This is a genomic window from Sphingomonas suaedae, assembly GCF_007833215.1.
GTDB lineage: Bacteria > Pseudomonadota > Alphaproteobacteria > Sphingomonadales > Sphingomonadaceae > Sphingomonas > Sphingomonas suaedae.
On sequence record NZ_CP042239.1, the window covers coordinates 253,106 to 269,504 of the forward strand.

Consider the following 16,399-nt stretch of genomic DNA (forward strand, 5'->3'; position numbering starts at 1 on the left):
GGCGGCGGGGTGGCGGTTAACGCTTCTCCGCCGCTTTGGTTTCCAGGATATTCGCTCAATGGCATCCGCAGCCGATCAATTCGCAACCGGCCTCAACCTGTCCAAATTTGGGCAGGCCACCGAACTCAAGAAGCGCCTGTGGTTCACGCTGGGCGCGTTGATCATCTTTCGGATGCTCAGCTTCGTGCCGCTGCCCGGCGTCGATCCGACGCAGTTGGGGCTGCTTGCGGAGCGCACGCAGGGCGGCGTGCTCGACTTTTTCAACACCTTCTCGGGCGGCGCGCTGGAGCGCATGTCGGTAATCGCGCTGGGCGTGATGCCGTACATCACCGCATCGATCGTGGTGCAGCTCGCGACCTCGCTGTCGCCGACGCTGGCAGCGATCAAGAAGGAAGGTGAGAGCGGGCGTAAGAAGCTCAACCAATATACCCGCTACGGCACGGTCGCGTTGACCGCGATCCAGGGCTATTTCATCGCCGTGGGGCTTGAAGCGCTTGGCGCGAGCCAGGGGCTGGCGCCGGTGGTCGAACCGGGAATGCTGTTCCGCATCGCAGCGGTCATCAGCCTGATCGGCGGGACGATGTTCCTGATGTGGCTGGGCGAGCAGATCACCAGCCGTGGCGTGGGCAACGGCATCAGCCTGATCATCATGGCGGGCATCGTCGCGCATCTGCCGACCACGCTGGTTCAGCTGTTCGAGGGCGGCCGTACCGGTTCGATGAACCCGGTCACGCTGTTCGCGATCCTGGCGGCGGTCGCCGGTCTGATCCTGTTCATCTGCTTCATGGAGCGGGCGCAGCGCCGGATCCTGATCCAATATCCCAAGCGCCAGACGCAGCGCGGCGTTCAGTCGGAGCGCAGCCATCTGCCGCTCAAGATCAACACCGCCGGCGTGATTCCGCCGATCTTCGCATCGTCGCTGCTGCTCATGCCGCTGACGATCAGCCAGTTCGCCGGTCAGCAGCAGGCGGGCCAGGGCTGGGCGAGCGACTTCATCATCAGCCTCAACCAGTATCTCCAGCACGGATCGCTGGTGTACATGGCGCTGTATGGCGCGGGCATCATCTTCTTCTCCTTCTTCTACACCGCCGTGGTGTTCAATCCGGAGGAGACGGCGGATAATCTCAAGAAATATGGCGGCTTCATCCCCGGCATCCGCCCGGGCAAGAACACCGAAGCCTATTTCGATTATGTCCTGACGCGTATCACCGTGATCGGTGCGGCATATCTGACCTTCATCTGCCTCGTGCCGGAATATCTTGTGTCGGCGCTCGCGATCCCCTTCTATCTGGGCGGCACCAGCCTGCTCATCGTCGTCAACGTGACGATGGACACGGTGACCCAGATCCAGTCGCACCTGCTGGCCCACCAGTATGGCGACCTGATCAAGAAGGCGAAGCTGAAGGGCGGCCGCCTGCGCTAAAGGGCGAGGCGGCAAATGAGGGGAAGCGGTTTGAACATCATCCTGTTGGGGCCTCCGGGCGCGGGCAAGGGAACCCAGGCGTCGCGGCTCGAAAACGAGCGCGGCATGGTCCAGCTCTCGACCGGCGACATGCTGCGCGCCGCGGTGAAGGCGGGGACGCCGATCGGACTCAAGGCCAAGGCGGTGATGGACGCGGGCGAACTGGTCAGCGACGAGATCGTCAGCGGCATCATCGGCGACCGGCTGGACGAGCTTGGCGATGCCAAGGGCGCGATCTTCGATGGCTATCCCCGCACCGCGGCCCAGGCTGAGTCGCTCGACACGATCCTGGCCGAACGCGGCCGCACGCTCGACCATGTGATCGAGCTGGTCGTCGATGAGGACGCGCTGGTCGAGCGGATCACCGGGCGCTTCACTTGTGCCAAATGCGGCGAGGGGTATCACGACAGCTTCAAGCTGCCGAAGGCCCAGGGCGTTTGCGACGTGTGCGGCTCGACCGAGTTCAAGCGCCGTCCCGACGACAATGAGGAAACGGTGCGGACCCGGATGGCCGAATATCGGGCCAAGACGGCGCCGATCCTGCCGATCTACGAAGCGCGCGGGCTGGTGAAGCGGGTCGACGGCATGGCCGATATCGGCGAAGTCACTGCCGCGATCGAAGCGATCCTCGACGGAAAGTGAGGCGCCCGCCCGCGCCCTGACGACAGGGCGGGGCGGATCAACCGCGGAGCGCTTCGGGAAGCGTCTGCGCGATCCAGGGCGAAGCGCGTTCATAGGCGTGGCCGACCTGCAGCACGGCCAGGTCGGCATGGTTCGGGCCGATGATCTGGATTCCGATCGGGAGTTGCCGCGCCCCGCCAAACCCTGCGGGGGCCGCCAGTACCGGCAGGCCCGCCATCGTGGCGGGCAAGGTGACCTCCATCCAGCGATGATAGCTGTCCATCTCGCGCCCCGCGATGCTGCGCGGCCAGTGCTGCGCGACATCGAAGGGGAAGACCTGCGCGGTGGGCAGGATCAGGAAATCATAGCGGTCGAACAGATCGCGAAACGCCTGATAGATGCGTGTGCGCCCCTCGGAGGCTTCGGCGACCTGTCGTCCGGTCAGTTTGAGATAGCCTTCGACCTCCCAGATCGCTTCGGGCTTCATCAGGCGGCGCTTGGCCGGGTCCGAATAATAGCCGATCAGGTCGGCGCCGACCGACCAGTGGCGTAACGTAACCGCGGTGCGCCACATCTCCTCGGCGGAGAGGCTCAGTCGCGCTTCTTCGACCTCCATGCCGATGGTTCGGAAGGCTGACAGCGCCTTCTTGCAGGTGTCGAGTACCCCCGGTTCGGTCGCCAGTGCGCCCTGCAGGTTGCCGAGCCAGCCGATACGGCGCCCCTTCCATTCGCGGTCGAGCGATCCGGCAAAGCGGGCGGGATCCTCCTTGAGCGAGAAGGGGGAGCGCGAATCCGCTCCGGCCTGAATCGACAGGAGGAACGCGACGTCGCGAACGCGCCGCGCCATGGGACCGGAGACCGCGAAGGTCTGTCCGAACACGTCGCTTGACGGCACGGAGGGGACGCGGCCGAAAGAAGGGCGGTAGCCGAAGATGTTGTTCCACCCCGCCGGGTTGCGCAATGATCCGCCGAAATCGCTGCCATCGGCGAGCGGCACCATGCGTAGTGCCAGTGCAACCGCCGCACCGCCGCTGCTGCCGCCGGCCGAAACTGCGGGGTTCCAGGCATTGCGCGTCACGCCGAACAGCGGATTGAAGCTGTGCGATCCCAGCGCAAATTCCGGGACGTTGGTCTTGCCGATGAAGACCGCTCCGGCCGCGCGCATCCGCGACACGACGAGCGAATCGGCTGCCGGATAATTGTCACGCAGGAGCGGCGTTCCCTGGGTGAAGCGCAGGCCCCGGGCGGGGGCGGTGTCCTTCACCGCATGGGGGAAACCGTGGAGCGCCCCGCGAAACCGGCCTGCGGCTGCCTCCCGGTCGCAATCGTCCGCCACCCGCAGCAGTGCCTCGGACGAAGCGCGTGAGACGATCGCGTTGAACCGGGGATTGAGTGTGTCGATCTGCTTGAGGTGGGCGGTCATCACCTCCCGCGCCGAAAGGTCGCGGCGGCGGATCGCGGCGGCGAGATCGACGGCATCCATCGCGATGATCGCGTCCATCCCGGCGGCGGGGCGGGCCGTGGCGAGGGTGTGGGAGGGCGCCAGCACCGCAGGAGCGGCGAGCAGAGCGCGGCGCGTGATCGGCATTTCGCTTTGGTTCGGGTCGGTTTGCATTGGCCCATTTAAGGCCAGTTTATTGGCAATGGATACGTCCAACCGGTGAAAGCGGCAGGGGCCAGCCCCGATCTCAGGCAGCTAGTTTCTCGTCACTGCGCAGGGTCAGGACTTCCACGCCGGTCGCGGTAACCGCGACGGTATGTTCGAACTGGGCGGAGAGCTTGCCGTCGCGGGTCACCACGGTCCAGCCATCGTCCAGCGTCTCGATCCGGCGGCTGCCCTGGTTGAGCATCGGCTCGACGGTGAACACCATGCCTTCGCGCAGTTTCATGCCGGTGCCGGGACGGCCGAAATTGAGGACCGAGGGTTCCTCATGCATTTCGCGGCCGATGCCGTGGCCGCAAAAGTCGCGGACGACCGAATAGCCGTGCTGCTTGGCATGACGCTCGATCGCCGCGCCGATATCGCCGAGATGGGCGCCAGGGCGGACCTGCCTGATGCCCTTCCACATTGCCTCCTGCGTCACGCGGACCAGCCGTCGCGCGGAGGGCGAGACGGTGCCGACCAGATAGGTCTTGCTGGAATCGGCGATGAAGCCGTTCTTTTCCAGCGTGATGTCGAGATTGATGATGTCGCCGTCGCGGATGACCTCCGCATCATCGGGTACGCCGTGGCAGACAACGTGGTTGATCGAGCAGTTCAGGACATATTTGAAGCCATATTGCCCCTTGCTCGCCGGGCGGGCGGCGAGACCATCGGTGATGAAGCGTTCGACCAGATCGTTGACCTGCATCGTCGACATGCCGTCGAGCGTGAGACCGTCGAGCATTTCGAACACCGATGCCAGCAGCCTGCCGGAAATACGCATCAGCGCCAGTTCGTCTGCAGTCTTGACCATCAGGCTGCAGCTCGTGCCGGCGGTGGCGCTTCGGTGACGGCGGCGAGCTGCATCTTGACGATGTCGCTGAACGACAGGGTCGGATTGGCTTCGGCGAGCATTCCGATCTTCATCCAGAATTCGGCCTGGGCGTTGATCGACCGGCACATCACCGTGCTGGCGCGGCGGATTTGTTCGTGCAGATCCTCGTCGATCTTGACGATACCCATGGCTGACCTCGGATGAGTGAATATACGAACCATATATGGTTCGTATATCGCGGCGTCAATCCGCGGTGCGGATCGCGTCGAGCATGGTTTCGGGGAAGCGGTCGAACAGCGCGGTTGCGGCTTCGCGTGAGGGGAGGCGAGCCAGCAACGGCGCCGGGTCGAGCAGGGGGATCGTGTCTCCGTCGGCGCAGCGGGCGTCCAGCGCGGCGAGCTGGTCCGAAGCGACCGGATCTTCGTCCAGCGGGGCGCCCTTGCGGACCGAGATGCCGTAGAAGCGGCGGAGATGCGCGGCGAGCCAGCAGGCGGGGAGGGGAGCGTCGAGGCCGATGAGGGCGTAGAGCAGGCTGTCATCGGGCTGCTGGTCCGGAGTCAGGGCCGGCTGGATGTAGCGCCAGTCGAGGATGCGGGCGCCGCGCCTGGCCCAGATACGGAGACGATCGAGCTGATCGACTCCGGCAACTTGCGAGTCGAGGCGATAGGCCGCTTCGTCCATGGCGAATGGGTCGTTCTGTTCAAGGAAGATCAGCACCTCCTCCACCCCGAACGCATCGCGGATCGTGTCGACGACGATCGCCATCATCTGTTTGAGTCTGCCCCGGCCACGCTGGGCGGGGTCGACATAGAGATAGTTGAGGTTGGCCGTGGCGATGCTGCGGCCCTGCGCCTCGGGCAGCGGGGCGGCGATGAAGTTGGCGCCGCCGATGAGGGGGCCGTCGGCTTCCTCTACGGTCAGCACCAGTTCGGTGAATTCGCCGTAGAGCGCGGTCAGACGGGCCTTTTCGGAGCCATGGTTGAGGGCGAGACAGGCGGCGAAGCCGTCGCGGTCCTCCTTCTCGTCCGGAAGTACGAATGCCTTGTCATATCCGGCGAAGAAGCGGTCGAACACCGCTCCTTCGCCGGTATCACTGGTGCGGACGATCAGGCCGTCCCGGTTCGCCATGCGATCAGCGGCGCGCGCGGCGCTTGAACTGGTCGAGGCTGACGACGTTGCTCGGGCGTTCGATCGCAATGCCCGAATAGAGCGTCGCCATCGGTTCGTCGCTGACGCTGTGCACCGTGTCCGCCCCGAAGCCGTTGAACGCGGTGCGCATGGCACAGCCATAGGCGCCGAGCATCCCGACCTCGATATAATCGCCGGCCTGAATGTCCGAAGGCAGTTCGAACGGGCCGGCCATATGATCGAGATCGTCACAGGTCGGGCCGTAGAAGCTGTATTCGGTCATCTCCATCGCTTCATCGGCATCGTCGCGCAGGACGCGGACCGGGAAGCGCCAGCCGACATGCGCGGCATCGAACAGCGCGCCATAAGCACCGTCGTTGATATACAGCTCGTCGCCGCGGCGCTTTTCGACGCGGACGATCAGCGAGCTGTACTCGGCGCACAGCGCGCGGCCCGGCTCGCACCACAATTCGGCGCTGTACGAGATCGGCAGATTCTCGAACGCATTGTGGATGACGCCGAAATAGGCGTCGAGCGGCGGGGGCTCCATCCCCGGATAGGTCGACGGGAAGCCGCCACCGACATCGACGATGTCGACGGTGACCGACGAGGCGACGATCGCCGCCCGCACGCGCTCCATCGCCTCCGCATAGGCGGCCGGGGTCATCGCCTGGCTACCGACATGGAAGCAGATGCCCAGCGCATCGGCCGCCTGACGGGTCGCAACCAGCAATTCGGCCACATCCTCGGGCTCCGCGCCGAATTTGGCGGCGAGGCTCAGCTTCGAATGATCCGACGATACGCGGATTCGGACGCACAGGTTCAGGTCGGTCGCGCCACGAGTCGCGCGCACGATCTTCTCCAGCTCGTCCATCGTGTCGAGGCTGAAGGTGCGGACGCCATGGACGAAATAGGCTTCCTCGATCGCTTCCTCGGCCTTGACCGGGTGCATGAAGCACAGGGTCGCCTTGGGCAGGGCGCGGCGCGCCATGCGCACTTCGCCGATCGACGCGACGTCATAATGCGTCACGCCGCTGTCCCACAGGATCTGCAGCAATTCGGGAGAGGGATTCGCCTTGACGGCATAGAGCACCGTTCCCGGAAACTTCTCGACAAAGAAGCGGGCGGCGCGCTTTGCAGCGTGCGGACGAACGAGCGTTACCGGCTCGACGGGACGAAGGGCTTTCGCTAGCCCCAGCGCGCTATGATGCTTGTGCAACTCAAGGGACCTCCAATTGGCTTGCGCCGTACGGTGAAAACACTGCCTTGCGGTGGAAGTCCCATGGGGCAGCGGACGGCTCACATAGGGTCGAGATGCCCCCTTGTAAAGCGCGAAGCGGCGGAAACCAGCGATGCGGGGTGAGATGTGACTATCGTGAGACAGCCCACACGGGCCGGGGTGCGGGATGCGGCGGCGAAGGTGGCGGCGATCCTGCCGCCTACACCCTTGTTCGTGGCCGAGATTCGCGGCGTGCCGGTGATGTTCAAGGCGGAGGCGCTCCAGCCGATCGGCGCGTTCAAGATCCGGGGCGCCTGGCACCGGCTGACCGCGCTCGATGCCGAGCAGCGGGCGAAGGGGGTGGTCGGATTCTCTTCCGGAAACCATGCGCAGGGCGTCGCATGGGCGGCAAAGCGACTCGGCATTCCGGCGGTGATCGTGATGCCGAGCGACGCCCCGGCACTGAAGCGCGAGGCGACGCTGGCGATGGGGGCGGAGGTGGTCAGCTATGACCGGATGACCGAGAATCGCGACAAGATTGCCGCGCACCTCGCCCATGCCCGTGGCGCCACGCTCGTCCCGCCGTTCGACGATCCGTGGATCATCGAGGGGCAGGGGAGCCTGGGGATCGAGGTGCTGACGCAAGCGGCGGAGATGAAGCTGCCCGATCCGGCGCATGTCGTGGTGCCCTGTGGCGGCGGGGGCCTGGCCGCCGGGGTCGCGCTGGCGCTGCCCGATGCACAGGTCGTGGTCGTGGAGCCCGAGGGCTGGGACGATATGTGCCGCAGCCTGGAGGCGGGGTGGATCGAGCCGGTGGGCGACAATCCGCCGCCGACGGCATGCGATTCGCTCCAGACGCTGCGCGTCTCGCCGCTGACCTTCGACGTGCTGTCGCGGCGCGGGGCGACGGGGGTGCGGGTGAGCGAGGCCGAGGTTCGCGCGGCGCAGCGCTGGGCGGCGCGGCGGTTGCGGATCGTGGTCGAGCCGGGCGGATCGGTGGCGCTCGCCGCACTGCTGGCGGGGAAGGTCGATCCGCGGTCCGATATGCTGGTGGTGCTGAGCGGAGGGAATGCCGATCCGGCGGCCTATTCGGCGGTGCTGAGCGGGGTGGATTGAGGGCGGGGCTGGGGTGTCCGGACGAAGCGGACGAAAAATGGGGGTTTTGGGGTTGAGGCTACGGGTTTGCGACGGGCTGACACCTGCGACGCGACCGTGACGCGACGGGTGGACGACGGTGGGGCGTCGGGTGCGCCACAGTGGCGCGACACTTGCGCGACGGGGACGCAACAGGTGGGCGCCTGTGAGGCAACCGGCGGGCGACTGCGGCGCGACACCTGCGCGACTAGTGTCAGGCGAGGGGGCTTTTGGAGGGGAATGAGGCGGGTTGGGGTTCACCGATCAGTTTAGATCATGTGGAATCCAACATTGGAAGGGGGCTCCCCCAATTGAACTCGTAATAACTTGAATGCTGACGCGGCTAAGAATGGATTTTATTCGCGAGGTGCGCGCATGAAAAAAACCAGCAAGGAAGAACTCGTTGCCGACGTGGCTTTCATTCTTGCCGAAGTAGAACGGATGCACAAACTTGTTCGTGAGCAAGGATTGAGTGCGGTCCCGCGAGCCGACGCGCTTCAATGGCTGCCGGACCCTGGCGAGAGCGGCTTCCACATTCTGTGCGGTCTGGCAGCTGCGAAGCGGATCGCTCTTCTCGCTATACATGCTAGGCGTGCCGCAGGCGTCATGGATCAAGTTGAGTTGAAGGCGCTTGATAGGCATGTCCGGGCGGTGCTCTCGCAGCGTTTCCTAGGTGAACAGCGCGAGGTCACAATTCGCGAAGTTGACCGCGCGCTCGCGGAAGTGGGGAAGCGAGCCGCCCCCCCCCCCGCGCAATTCCCATATCTATTTCGTGCCCTGTCACCTCGTCTCTGTGGAAAATCCACCCGAATTTTTTATCGGTTCCGTCCGGTTCCTGACAATGGCTCGTTTCCGTTCTCGTCTCGCAGATTATTTATGGACCTCTCGACATTATATCCGACGAGACTATCAGTTCTTCAAGCAGCTGGTGCATTATTACGGAAGCTTCGGCTGGGTGGCCGAGATCCATATCAGTGATTGCGACGAGTTCACCTCCGAATCGCGCGCGATGGAGGTGGTCACGCGCGCGATCGATTGTCTCCATCTCCTCATTGGCCCCGGACACAGTCGCAAAATGCGGATCGGTGGCCCTAACCTAAAACGTGATTTGCGTGGTAACTTCTCGGTCTGTGACGCCAACCTCAGATACAAAGTCAGCTATCCAAGCGCTGGGCATTTCGGATTCGAGGAAGGTTGGTTTGTTGACCTCGAAGCCCATCCGGACTGGGGCCGTGTGCTCACGCTATGCGCTTTGGCCCTTGAGGCGGCGACTGACCCTGGGCTTACGCGGCCCCTTAGTCACCGATTTCTTGAGGCGATCCACTGGTACGGTGAGGCCGTGCGTGACCCTAACCCGGCAGCCCGAGTGGTGAAGTATATCACGGCGCTCGAACGTATGTTGATGACCGAAGGGCGCAATGAGGAGATCGCGCCAACTATATCTGAACGCGTGGCGGCGCTCTGCTGCGAGCGAGGGTCGATCGCCAGTCACACTCAATGGCGTGCTGACGCTCAAGCGGCCTATGCGCTCCGTTCCAAGCTAGTGCATGGCTCGCTTTCGCCTACCTCTAAACGGATCACAGATGAACTTGGTACGGTTGCGCGAGTGAGCCAGTATGGGATTGTTGGGGCTCTTACCCTTCTTGGCGACCGAGGCCTGACCGATGCGAATGCGAGCAGTGTTAAGCTCTCCCGGTTCTATGACGCCTTCGTTGCCGATGTGCGACGCGCTCTCACTTCGGTATCTGCATAATGGCACAAATTGACAATCCTTCCCAATTTGTGCCAAACTCTCACCCGGAGACAGGCAATGGCAACCATGAATATCTCGCTCCCCGACCCCATGAAACAATGGGTCGAGAGCCGCACGCATGACGGGCGGTACAGCAACGCCAGCGACTATGTGCGCGACCTTATCCGGCGCGATCAGGAGCGGAGCGACAAGATCGCGCAGATGCAGCGGCTTGTCGATGAAGCGCGTGCCAGCGGGGTGAGCGACCTGTCGATGGACGACATTCGCGCGATGGCGTTGAAGCAGGCCGGGCTGAACGGCTGAACGTGCCGGGCTTTCGCTTCACGCGGGCGGCAACCGACGATCTTCTCGCGATCTATCTTGAAGGGCTGGAGCGGTTCGGGCTGGCGCAGGCCGACCGGTATAACGATGGGTTGAAGCGGACCTTTGCGTTCCTTGCCGAAACGCCGCGCGCCGCCCGGTTGCGCGAGGAGATCGACCCGCCCGTGCGCGCGCATCCGTTCAAGGCGCATATGATCGTTTATGAGGAAGTCGATGACGGGGTGCTGATCCTGCGGGTCCGGCACGGGCGCGAAGACTGGATTTCATCGCCGGAGGGGTGAAGCGCATCCCTCACCCCCGCATCCGCCCATCCGGCATCAGCTTCACCGTCCGCCCATCGCGCGCTGCGGCGTAGATCGCCTCGATCAGTCGCGTGTCGCGCAGGCCCATCTCGCCGCCGGTGAGGATCGGCGTGCCGTCGCGGATGGCGTTGGTGAAGTGGTTGAGCTGGCGGGCGAACTGGACGGTCGGGTCGCCGGGGGTGACGTCGCGGGCGTTCTGGCCTTCGATCCGCATTTTCTGCCCGGCATAGCTGGTGGCGGGGTCCATGATGAGGGCGCCTTGCGTACCGCGCACATGGGCGAAATTGGCGTTGACGGAATCATAGGAGGTCGCGAGATGCGCGACTGCGCCCGAGGGGAAGCGCCATTGCGAGGCGACATGGGCGAAGATTTCGGTGAAGCGCGGGTCGTCCCTGGGCTGGAAGGTCGTGGCGCTGATGCTCTCGGGCATCTCGTCGGTCAGGTAGAGGGCGGATTGCAGGCCGTAGATGCCGAAGTCCTCCAGCGGGCCGCCGCCAGCCAGCGCGCGGTTCATGCGCCAGTTCTGCGCCGGGGTGGTGGGTCCTGCGCGATAGGATTGCTCGGACCGGATGAGGCGGATGTCGCCGACCGCTTTCTCGCGCATCAGGCGCATCGCTTCGACATTGTACGGCTCGAAATGACTGCGATAGGCGATCATCAGCTTGCGGCCGGCACGGCGGGCGGCGGCGATCATCGCTTCGCATTCGGCGCTGGAGAGCGCCATCGGCTTTTCGCACAGGACATGCTTGCCCGCGGCAAAGGCGCGGATCGCGAAATCGGCGTGGAAGGCGGTGGGGAGGACGATGTACACCGCCTGGATGCGGTCGTCGGCGGCGATCTTGGCGAAGTCTTCATAGGCGTAGCGCGCGTCTTCGGGGACGCCATAGGCTTCGCCGACCTGACTCAACTTGTCGGGGTTGCCCGATACCAGCGCGCTGATATGGGCGCGATCGGCCTGGTCGAAGCGCGGCATCATCTGGTTGAGCGCATAGCCGCCCAGACCGATGATTGCGAAGCCGACGCTGTCGTCGCGCTTGCGACGCGGCGGAGTGGTGGGAAGGCGCACGCCCGGGGGGAGGGGAAGGCCCTTGAGCTGCGGCCCGGTGCGGGATTGAGCGAAGGGCGATGCGGTGCTGGCGGTGGCGGTCAGCGTGGCGGCGAGGGCGCCGCCTGCTTCGATGAAGCCGCGTCGTGAGATGGGTGTGTGGGGCATCGCCGTCCTCTCCGATGGTTCGTCGGAAGGAATGATAGCGTTACCATTGCCGGGTCGGCAATCGGGGAAATGGGCTTTTGGCCCCACTCAATTCCCTCCCCTTTCAGGGAGGGGAGATTTCAGCCGACGAAGGCGCGCTCGATGACATAGTGGCCGGGCTTGCTGTTCGACCCTTCCGCGAAGCCCAGGCCGTCGAGCATCGCGGAGAGGTCCTTTATCATCTCCATGCTGCCGCACAGCATGATCCGGTCGGTTTCGGGGTCGAGATGCTTTGGCCCGAGCATCTGGGGGCCGAACAGCGCGCCGTTTTCGATCAGCGTGCCGATGCGCTGGTTGGTCGGAAACGGCTCGCGGGTGACGGTGGGGAGATAGCTGAACTGGAGCAGCGCCTGATCCTGGACCAGCGGGTCGCCCGCCAGCTGCGCCTCCAGCTCGTCGCGAAAGGCGAGGTCGCTGACGCGGCGGACCGAGTGGACGAGCAGGATCTGGTTGAACAGCTCATAGACATCGGGATCGCGCGCCAGGCTGAGGAAGGGCGCGAGCCCGGTGCCAGTGGAGAGGAAGAACAGGCGCTTGCCTGGCAGCAGCGCGTCGGTGACGAGCGTGCCGGTCGGCTTGCGGCCGAGGAACAGCTGGTCGCCGGGCTGGATCGACTGGAGCTTCGACGTCAGCGGGCCGTCGGGCACCTTGATCGAGAGGAATTCGAGCTCCTCCGCCCAGGCGGGACTGGCGATCGAATAGGCGCGGAGCAGCGGACGCCCTTCCCCGGGAAGGCCGAGCATCACGAATTCGCCCGAGCGGAAGCGGAAGCTCTGCGGGCGGGTGATGGTGAAGCTGAACAGATGTTCGTTCCAGTGGCGCACGCTGGTGACGGTTTCGACGGTCAGCGCGGCGGACGGGGCGAGTGGGATTGCGTTACGGTCGCTCATGGCGGACTCCGGTACAGGCGGGGGCGATCGGGCGTAACCCCCCGAGCGCCAAGGCGGTGGCAGCTTTATCTATCGCGATGGCGAGCGGAGCTACGCCGCCCTGCGTGACGAGCAGCGCAAGGGTGGCGCGGATCTGGGGATCGGGACGGATGCCGCTGGTGGCGAGCAGGTCGAGCAACAACGCCTCATGCTCGCCAACCTGGGGGTGGCAGGCGGGGCGGAAGACGAGGCTTTCCTGTGCCTCGCAATTGAGCACGGCCATCGCCATCGAGAGGTGCGGAAGCGCCGATTCGACGCCGTGGCGGGCGAAGCCGGGGGCGAGCGCGCGACACGGGCATTGCCGCCGCTGAATCGCCGCGACCCAGCTGCGGATCGCCCAGACGGCAAAGCGCGCGCCGGGGCCAAGGGCGGTGAGGTTGCGGTCGAGATAGGCGTACAAATGGCAGCTCCCTTCGCCGCGCCTGATGGCAGGTGAGATATTGCGAGTCAATCGCAATAAAGCTGTGCAGGCTCGACGGCGCGGACGGGGGCGTGCATGGAAGGGACCATGCGACCCGAACTTTCGACCGGTGCCTCGACCGTCCTTTCGTTGCTTATGCTTGCGGCCGGGGGATTGGCCTGGGGCGGGGTGACGATGATCCGCCGGGATGATCACAAGGGCGGCGACCGGACCAAGGGTGTGCTGATGATCGTCTGCGCGATCGTGCTGGTGGGGAATGTGCTGATCTGGACGGTCTGAGTGGGCTGGCTCTCGCCTGAGCCCCTCGCCGTGACCCGGCCGCATGAGGTGGACTGGGTTGCCTCTGCCTGGGCAGGGGCGTCGCGTTATCGCCCCCTCAATTGCCGGATGCCGGTTGCTAATCCGGCGTTCAGGGTGACGGCGGATATGCTGTGGACCGCCACGGTCCGGTCCAGCAGCGGCTGCTGAATCGACCAGGCCCGAATCCTCAGGGAAAGGCCGTCCATGAAATTTCGATTGCTGCTTCCCGCCATCGGGATGCTGTTGTTGCCGCTGCAGGTCGCCAAAGCCGATCCGATCGACCGAATCGTCGAGCGCCAGATGCGGCAGAGCAGCATTCCGGGAAGTGCTGTCGCGGTGGTCGAGGACGGAAAAGTGGTGAAGCTGCGCGGCTATGGCACCGCAGCGGTCGAGTGGAACGCGCGCGTGACGCCCGAAACGCCCTTCCAACTGGCGTCGGGAACCAAGATATTCACGGGCGTCCTGCTGATGCGGCTGGTCGAGCGCGGTGAGGTTCGCCTCGACGACAGCATCAGCCGATTCTTCGATGGGGCGCCGCCGACATGGCAGTCGATCACGGTGCGGCATCTGATTCACTACACCTCCGGACTTCCGTTCATTCCCGGCGCAGCCGGAGGAAAGACCGGCGCAGAGGTGATCGCCGAAGCGATGAAGGCCCCGCTCGCCTATCCGACCGGGTCGGACTCGCAATATATTCTGACCAACATGATCGTGTTGAAGGCGATCCTCGAAAAAGCGACGGGCACCTCCTATGAAGCGCTTCTGGATCGCGAGATCGTGAAGCCGCTTGGATTGAAATCCACCCGTTACAATCAGATGGTGGATCAGCCTGGTAATATGCGCGTGTCCGAACCGGTACCGGGCCGGGCGGTGGTCTATAGCCGGGACGGGCAGAGGCTGATCGTGCGCGAAGCGGCGTATAATCCGGCGAGCTATGCCGCGGGCGGTCTTTTCAGCTCCGTTGCCGATCTGGCACGGCTGTTCGTCGCAATCGACAGCGGCACCTTTCTGTCGAAGGAAAGCGTCGCCGCACTCATCACGCCAGCGGTGCTGAGCAGCGGAAGGCCCGGCGGCTGGGCCGTGGGGTGGACGGTGCGCAGCTATCGGGGAAACACGCTGGTCGGTCACAGCGGCGGCCCCGCCCTGTCGGACGTGGTGCGCCTTCCGGACCGGAAGCTGACCGTCATTGTCCTGACCAACACGCATTATTTCTATCCGCTGCTCGCCGAAGCGATTCTCGACACCTATCTGCCTGCCCGGCCACCGCGCGTGACGCTGGCCGATCCGGCGCCCGACCTCACCGCGAAGTTGATGGCGGCGCTGTCGTCGGCCGAGAAGGGAAAGCTGGATACGGCCAGCTTCGCCGAAAAGGCGCGCGGCCAGGCGGCAAGCTATTGGGACGGATTTGGCCAGGGATATCTGGCAGCAATGGGCATGGCGCACGATGCGCGGCTGGTGCGGGAGGAGAAACGGGGCGTGATGCTGATCCGTACCTACGCTGTCCGCTTTTCCGAACGGGAGGGCTTTTTGGAGATGAGCATCAACCCCGCGGGCGAGATTGCAGGATTGTACCCGGTGAGCGAGCGGTGAGCCGCTGTGCGGACCGTGATGCGGTTATTCAATCGGCGACTGCTGGGTGATACGCAGTGCCCAGCGGTCGTAGCCCAGTGACTCGATGCGCTGGAACAGCATCTGGAGATGGTCGGCCGCGGGGTGCGGGTCGCGGCTCAGCAGCCAGAGATAGCGACCGCTCGGTTCGCCGACGATCGACCAGTCATAGTTCTCGCCATGGTCGAGGACCCAATAGTCGCCGGTATAGAGCGGGCCGAAAAAGGAGACTTTGAGCTTGGCGCCGGTTTGCGTGTCAGCGACGATGGCATGACCTTCGGCGACGTCGCGCTCGGTCTCGCCCGCGCACAGGCCGCTGTTGACGATGCTGACCTTGCCCCCTGGGTCCAGCGTGTATTCGGCGGTCACCGCGTCCATATTCTTCTGGAAGCGGTTTTCGTGCCGGGCCAGCTCGTACCAGAGGCCGGTATAGCGGGCGAGATCGACGGGCCTGGCGGGCTGCGGCACCTTTGGGTTGATGACCGGTGGGCGGGTGGCGCGCGAATAGAGGAACAGGCCGCCGATTGCGGCGGCGGCGACTCCGGTGGCGATCTTGATCGCGGTGGATTGCTTCATGGGGCGATTATGCTGCGCGGCGGGCGGAAAGCATAGAACAAATCCTCCCCGGAACGGGGAGGGGGACCGCGCCCGAAGGGCGTGGGGGAGGGGGCTTGAGGCGCCGGAATCGCTTGCCGCAGGCCCCCCCCGTCAGCGCTGCTCCTTTGGAGCAGTTTATCCTGAGCGTCGCCGCAGGCGGCGTCGAAGGGCGCTGCCACCTCCCCGTGCCGGGGAGGATTTTTCAGCGTCACCGGATCGGCGAATTGGGGTCGAGGCGCATGTCGAGATATTTGTCCACACTGCCCATCAGCTGATCCATTTCATGCTCGAAGAAATGGTTCGCCTGGGGAATCGTGTCGTGGTGGATGGTGATGTGCTTTTGCGTGCGCAGCTTGTCGACCAGCTTCTGCACCGCGCCCGGCGTGACCACCTCGTCATTTTCGCCCTGGATGATGATGCCGCTGGACGGGCAGGGGGCGAGAAAAGTGAAATCGAACATGTTCGCGGGCGGCGCGATCGAGATGAAGCCGCGGATTTCCGGGCGGCGCATCAGCAGCTGCATCCCGATCCACGCGCCAAAGCCGAAGCCGGCGACCCAGGTGGTGGAGGCTTCGGGGTGGAAGCTCTGCACCCAATCGAGTGCCGACGCGGCGTCGCTCAGCTCGCCGATGCCGTTGTCGAACGTGCCCTGGCTCTTGCCGACGCCGCGGAAATTGAAGCGCAACGTTGCGAAACCGCGCCGCTGGAAGGTCTTGTACAGCTCCTGCACGATGCGGTTGTTCATCGTGCCGCCGGCATTGGGATGCGGGTGCAGGATCATCGCCACCGGTGCGCGGGGACGGGGGGCGGGGGCGAAACGCCCTTCGAGACGGCCTTCGGGACCGGGGATGATGACTTCGGGCAAAGCTGGACCT

19 protein-coding genes are annotated in these 16,399 nt (G+C 64.6%); 8 read left to right on the forward strand and 11 right to left on the reverse strand.

Annotated features, from left to right (window positions below):
* The first annotated feature begins 58 nt into the window (after positions 1–58).
* Together secY and FPZ54_RS01240 are read left to right on the forward strand one after the other, a co-directional pair.
* Positions 59–1,423: a preprotein translocase subunit SecY gene (gene secY / locus FPZ54_RS01235; protein ID WP_145844387.1), complete on the forward strand. Its 1,365-nt coding sequence runs from the start codon at positions 59–61 to the stop codon at positions 1,421–1,423.
* A gap of 30 nt (positions 1,424–1,453) precedes the next feature.
* Positions 1,454–2,104, forward strand: coding sequence for an adenylate kinase (locus FPZ54_RS01240; RefSeq protein ID WP_145844389.1), 651 nt, complete (start codon positions 1,454–1,456; stop codon positions 2,102–2,104).
* A gap of 37 nt (positions 2,105–2,141) precedes the next feature.
* Here the strand turns inward: FPZ54_RS01240 and FPZ54_RS01245 are convergent, their stop codons facing one another.
* The 5 genes from FPZ54_RS01245 to FPZ54_RS01265 all read right to left on the reverse strand — a co-directional run bounded on the left by FPZ54_RS01245 (position 2,142) and on the right by FPZ54_RS01265 (position 6,907).
* Positions 2,142–3,698 (reverse strand): amidase, encoded by a 1,557-nt coding sequence (locus FPZ54_RS01245; protein WP_239019667.1) that lies wholly within the window; start codon positions 3,696–3,698, stop codon positions 2,142–2,144.
* 73 nt (positions 3,699–3,771) lie between these two features.
* On the reverse strand, positions 3,772–4,539 hold the full coding sequence (map, locus tag FPZ54_RS01250; RefSeq protein WP_145844391.1) for a type I methionyl aminopeptidase: 768 nt from the start codon (positions 4,537–4,539) through the stop codon (positions 3,772–3,774).
* The gene (locus FPZ54_RS01255) at positions 4,539–4,748 is read right to left on the reverse strand and encodes a ParD-like family protein (RefSeq protein ID WP_145844392.1); all 210 of its coding nucleotides are present in this window, start codon (positions 4,746–4,748) and stop codon (positions 4,539–4,541) included. The genes map and FPZ54_RS01255 overlap by 1 nt, the downstream gene beginning before the upstream one ends.
* Before the next feature lie 55 nt (positions 4,749–4,803).
* Entirely contained in the window at positions 4,804–5,688 is an 885-nt protein-coding gene (locus FPZ54_RS01260; RefSeq protein WP_145844395.1) for a hypothetical protein, read from the reverse strand.
* Positions 5,689–5,692: 4 nt separating this feature from the next.
* A complete protein-coding gene (locus FPZ54_RS01265) occupies positions 5,693–6,907 on the reverse strand; it encodes a type III PLP-dependent enzyme (RefSeq protein ID WP_145844397.1) in 1,215 nt (404 codons plus the stop codon).
* A gap of 147 nt (positions 6,908–7,054) precedes the next feature.
* Here FPZ54_RS01265 and FPZ54_RS01270 point away from each other — a divergent pair, with 147 nt between their 5' ends.
* A complete protein-coding gene (locus FPZ54_RS01270) occupies positions 7,055–8,023 on the forward strand; it encodes a threonine ammonia-lyase (protein WP_186456864.1) in 969 nt (322 codons plus the stop codon).
* A gap of 282 nt (positions 8,024–8,305) precedes the next feature.
* Here the strand turns inward: FPZ54_RS01270 and FPZ54_RS01275 are convergent, their stop codons facing one another.
* Positions 8,306–8,683 (reverse strand): hypothetical protein, encoded by a 378-nt coding sequence (locus FPZ54_RS01275; RefSeq protein ID WP_145844398.1) that lies wholly within the window; start codon positions 8,681–8,683, stop codon positions 8,306–8,308.
* A 151-nt stretch (positions 8,684–8,834) separates the two neighbouring features.
* Here FPZ54_RS01275 and FPZ54_RS01280 point away from each other — a divergent pair, with 151 nt between their 5' ends.
* From FPZ54_RS01280 to FPZ54_RS01290, 3 genes are read left to right on the forward strand one after another with little or no spacing between them, the layout of a single operon-like run.
* Positions 8,835–9,794, forward strand: a complete 960-nt coding sequence (locus FPZ54_RS01280; protein WP_145844400.1) for a HEPN domain-containing protein — start codon at positions 8,835–8,837, stop codon at positions 9,792–9,794.
* 57 nt (positions 9,795–9,851) lie between these two features.
* A complete protein-coding gene (locus FPZ54_RS01285; protein WP_145844401.1) occupies positions 9,852–10,097 on the forward strand; it encodes a type II toxin-antitoxin system ParD family antitoxin in 246 nt (81 codons plus the stop codon).
* Between the two features lie 2 nt (positions 10,098–10,099).
* Positions 10,100–10,396: a type II toxin-antitoxin system RelE/ParE family toxin gene (locus FPZ54_RS01290; RefSeq protein WP_145844402.1), complete on the forward strand. Its 297-nt coding sequence runs from the start codon at positions 10,100–10,102 to the stop codon at positions 10,394–10,396.
* Between the two features lie 10 nt (positions 10,397–10,406).
* On the opposite strand, the gene FPZ54_RS01295 is transcribed toward FPZ54_RS01290, so the two are convergent.
* From FPZ54_RS01295 to FPZ54_RS01305, 3 genes are all read right to left on the reverse strand, one after another.
* A complete protein-coding gene (locus FPZ54_RS01295; RefSeq protein ID WP_145844404.1) occupies positions 10,407–11,630 on the reverse strand; it encodes a Gfo/Idh/MocA family protein in 1,224 nt (407 codons plus the stop codon).
* A gap of 119 nt (positions 11,631–11,749) precedes the next feature.
* Positions 11,750–12,559, reverse strand: a complete 810-nt coding sequence (locus tag FPZ54_RS01300) for a ferredoxin--NADP reductase (protein ID WP_145844405.1) — start codon at positions 12,557–12,559, stop codon at positions 11,750–11,752.
* Positions 12,546–12,998, reverse strand: coding sequence for a hypothetical protein (locus FPZ54_RS01305; protein WP_145844407.1), 453 nt, complete (start codon positions 12,996–12,998; stop codon positions 12,546–12,548). Before FPZ54_RS01305 ends, FPZ54_RS01300 begins: the two co-directional genes overlap by 14 nt.
* A gap of 108 nt (positions 12,999–13,106) precedes the next feature.
* Here FPZ54_RS01305 and FPZ54_RS01310 point away from each other — a divergent pair, with 108 nt between their 5' ends.
* Positions 13,107–13,298 carry a hypothetical protein gene (locus tag FPZ54_RS01310; protein ID WP_186456865.1) on the forward strand — a complete coding sequence of 64 codons (192 nt, stop codon included), beginning with the start codon at positions 13,107–13,109 and terminating at the stop codon, positions 13,296–13,298.
* 225 nt (positions 13,299–13,523) lie between these two features.
* Positions 13,524–14,909, forward strand: coding sequence for a serine hydrolase domain-containing protein (locus tag FPZ54_RS01315; protein WP_145844411.1), 1,386 nt, complete (start codon positions 13,524–13,526; stop codon positions 14,907–14,909).
* Positions 14,910–14,933: 24 nt separating this feature from the next.
* Here the strand turns inward: FPZ54_RS01315 and FPZ54_RS01320 are convergent, their stop codons facing one another.
* Both FPZ54_RS01320 and FPZ54_RS01325 read right to left on the reverse strand, forming a co-directional pair.
* A complete protein-coding gene (locus FPZ54_RS01320) occupies positions 14,934–15,503 on the reverse strand; it encodes a lipocalin family protein (protein ID WP_145844413.1) in 570 nt (189 codons plus the stop codon).
* Positions 15,504–15,732: 229 nt separating this feature from the next.
* Positions 15,733–16,389: an alpha/beta hydrolase gene (locus FPZ54_RS01325; RefSeq protein WP_145844414.1), complete on the reverse strand. Its 657-nt coding sequence runs from the start codon at positions 16,387–16,389 to the stop codon at positions 15,733–15,735.
* Between the last annotated feature and the right edge of the window lie 10 nt (positions 16,390–16,399).

Bases quoted from the DNA above. Each gene is read 5' to 3' on its own strand.
- secY (WP_145844387.1), top strand. From the start codon at position 59: ATGGCATCCGCAGCCGATCAATTCGCAACCGGCCTCAACCTGTCCAAA.
- FPZ54_RS01245 (WP_239019667.1), bottom strand. From the start codon at position 3,698: ATGCAAACCGACCCGAACCAAAGCGAAATGCCGATCACGCGCCGCGCT.
- map (WP_145844391.1), bottom strand. From the start codon at position 4,539: ATGGTCAAGACTGCAGACGAACTGGCGCTGATGCGTATTTCCGGCAGG.
- FPZ54_RS01255 (WP_145844392.1), bottom strand. From the start codon at position 4,748: ATGGGTATCGTCAAGATCGACGAGGATCTGCACGAACAAATCCGCCGC.
- FPZ54_RS01260 (WP_145844395.1), bottom strand. From the start codon at position 5,688: ATGGCGAACCGGGACGGCCTGATCGTCCGCACCAGTGATACCGGCGAA.
- FPZ54_RS01275 (WP_145844398.1), bottom strand. From the start codon at position 8,683: ATGCCTATCAAGCGCCTTCAACTCAACTTGATCCATGACGCCTGCGGC.
- FPZ54_RS01285 (WP_145844401.1), top strand. From the start codon at position 9,852: ATGGCAACCATGAATATCTCGCTCCCCGACCCCATGAAACAATGGGTC.
- FPZ54_RS01295 (WP_145844404.1), bottom strand. From the start codon at position 11,630: ATGCCCCACACACCCATCTCACGACGCGGCTTCATCGAAGCAGGCGGC.
- FPZ54_RS01300 (WP_145844405.1), bottom strand. From the start codon at position 12,559: ATGAGCGACCGTAACGCAATCCCACTCGCCCCGTCCGCCGCGCTGACC.
- FPZ54_RS01310 (WP_186456865.1), top strand. From the start codon at position 13,107: ATGCGACCCGAACTTTCGACCGGTGCCTCGACCGTCCTTTCGTTGCTT.
- FPZ54_RS01315 (WP_145844411.1), top strand. From the start codon at position 13,524: ATGAAATTTCGATTGCTGCTTCCCGCCATCGGGATGCTGTTGTTGCCG.
- FPZ54_RS01320 (WP_145844413.1), bottom strand. From the start codon at position 15,503: ATGAAGCAATCCACCGCGATCAAGATCGCCACCGGAGTCGCCGCCGCC.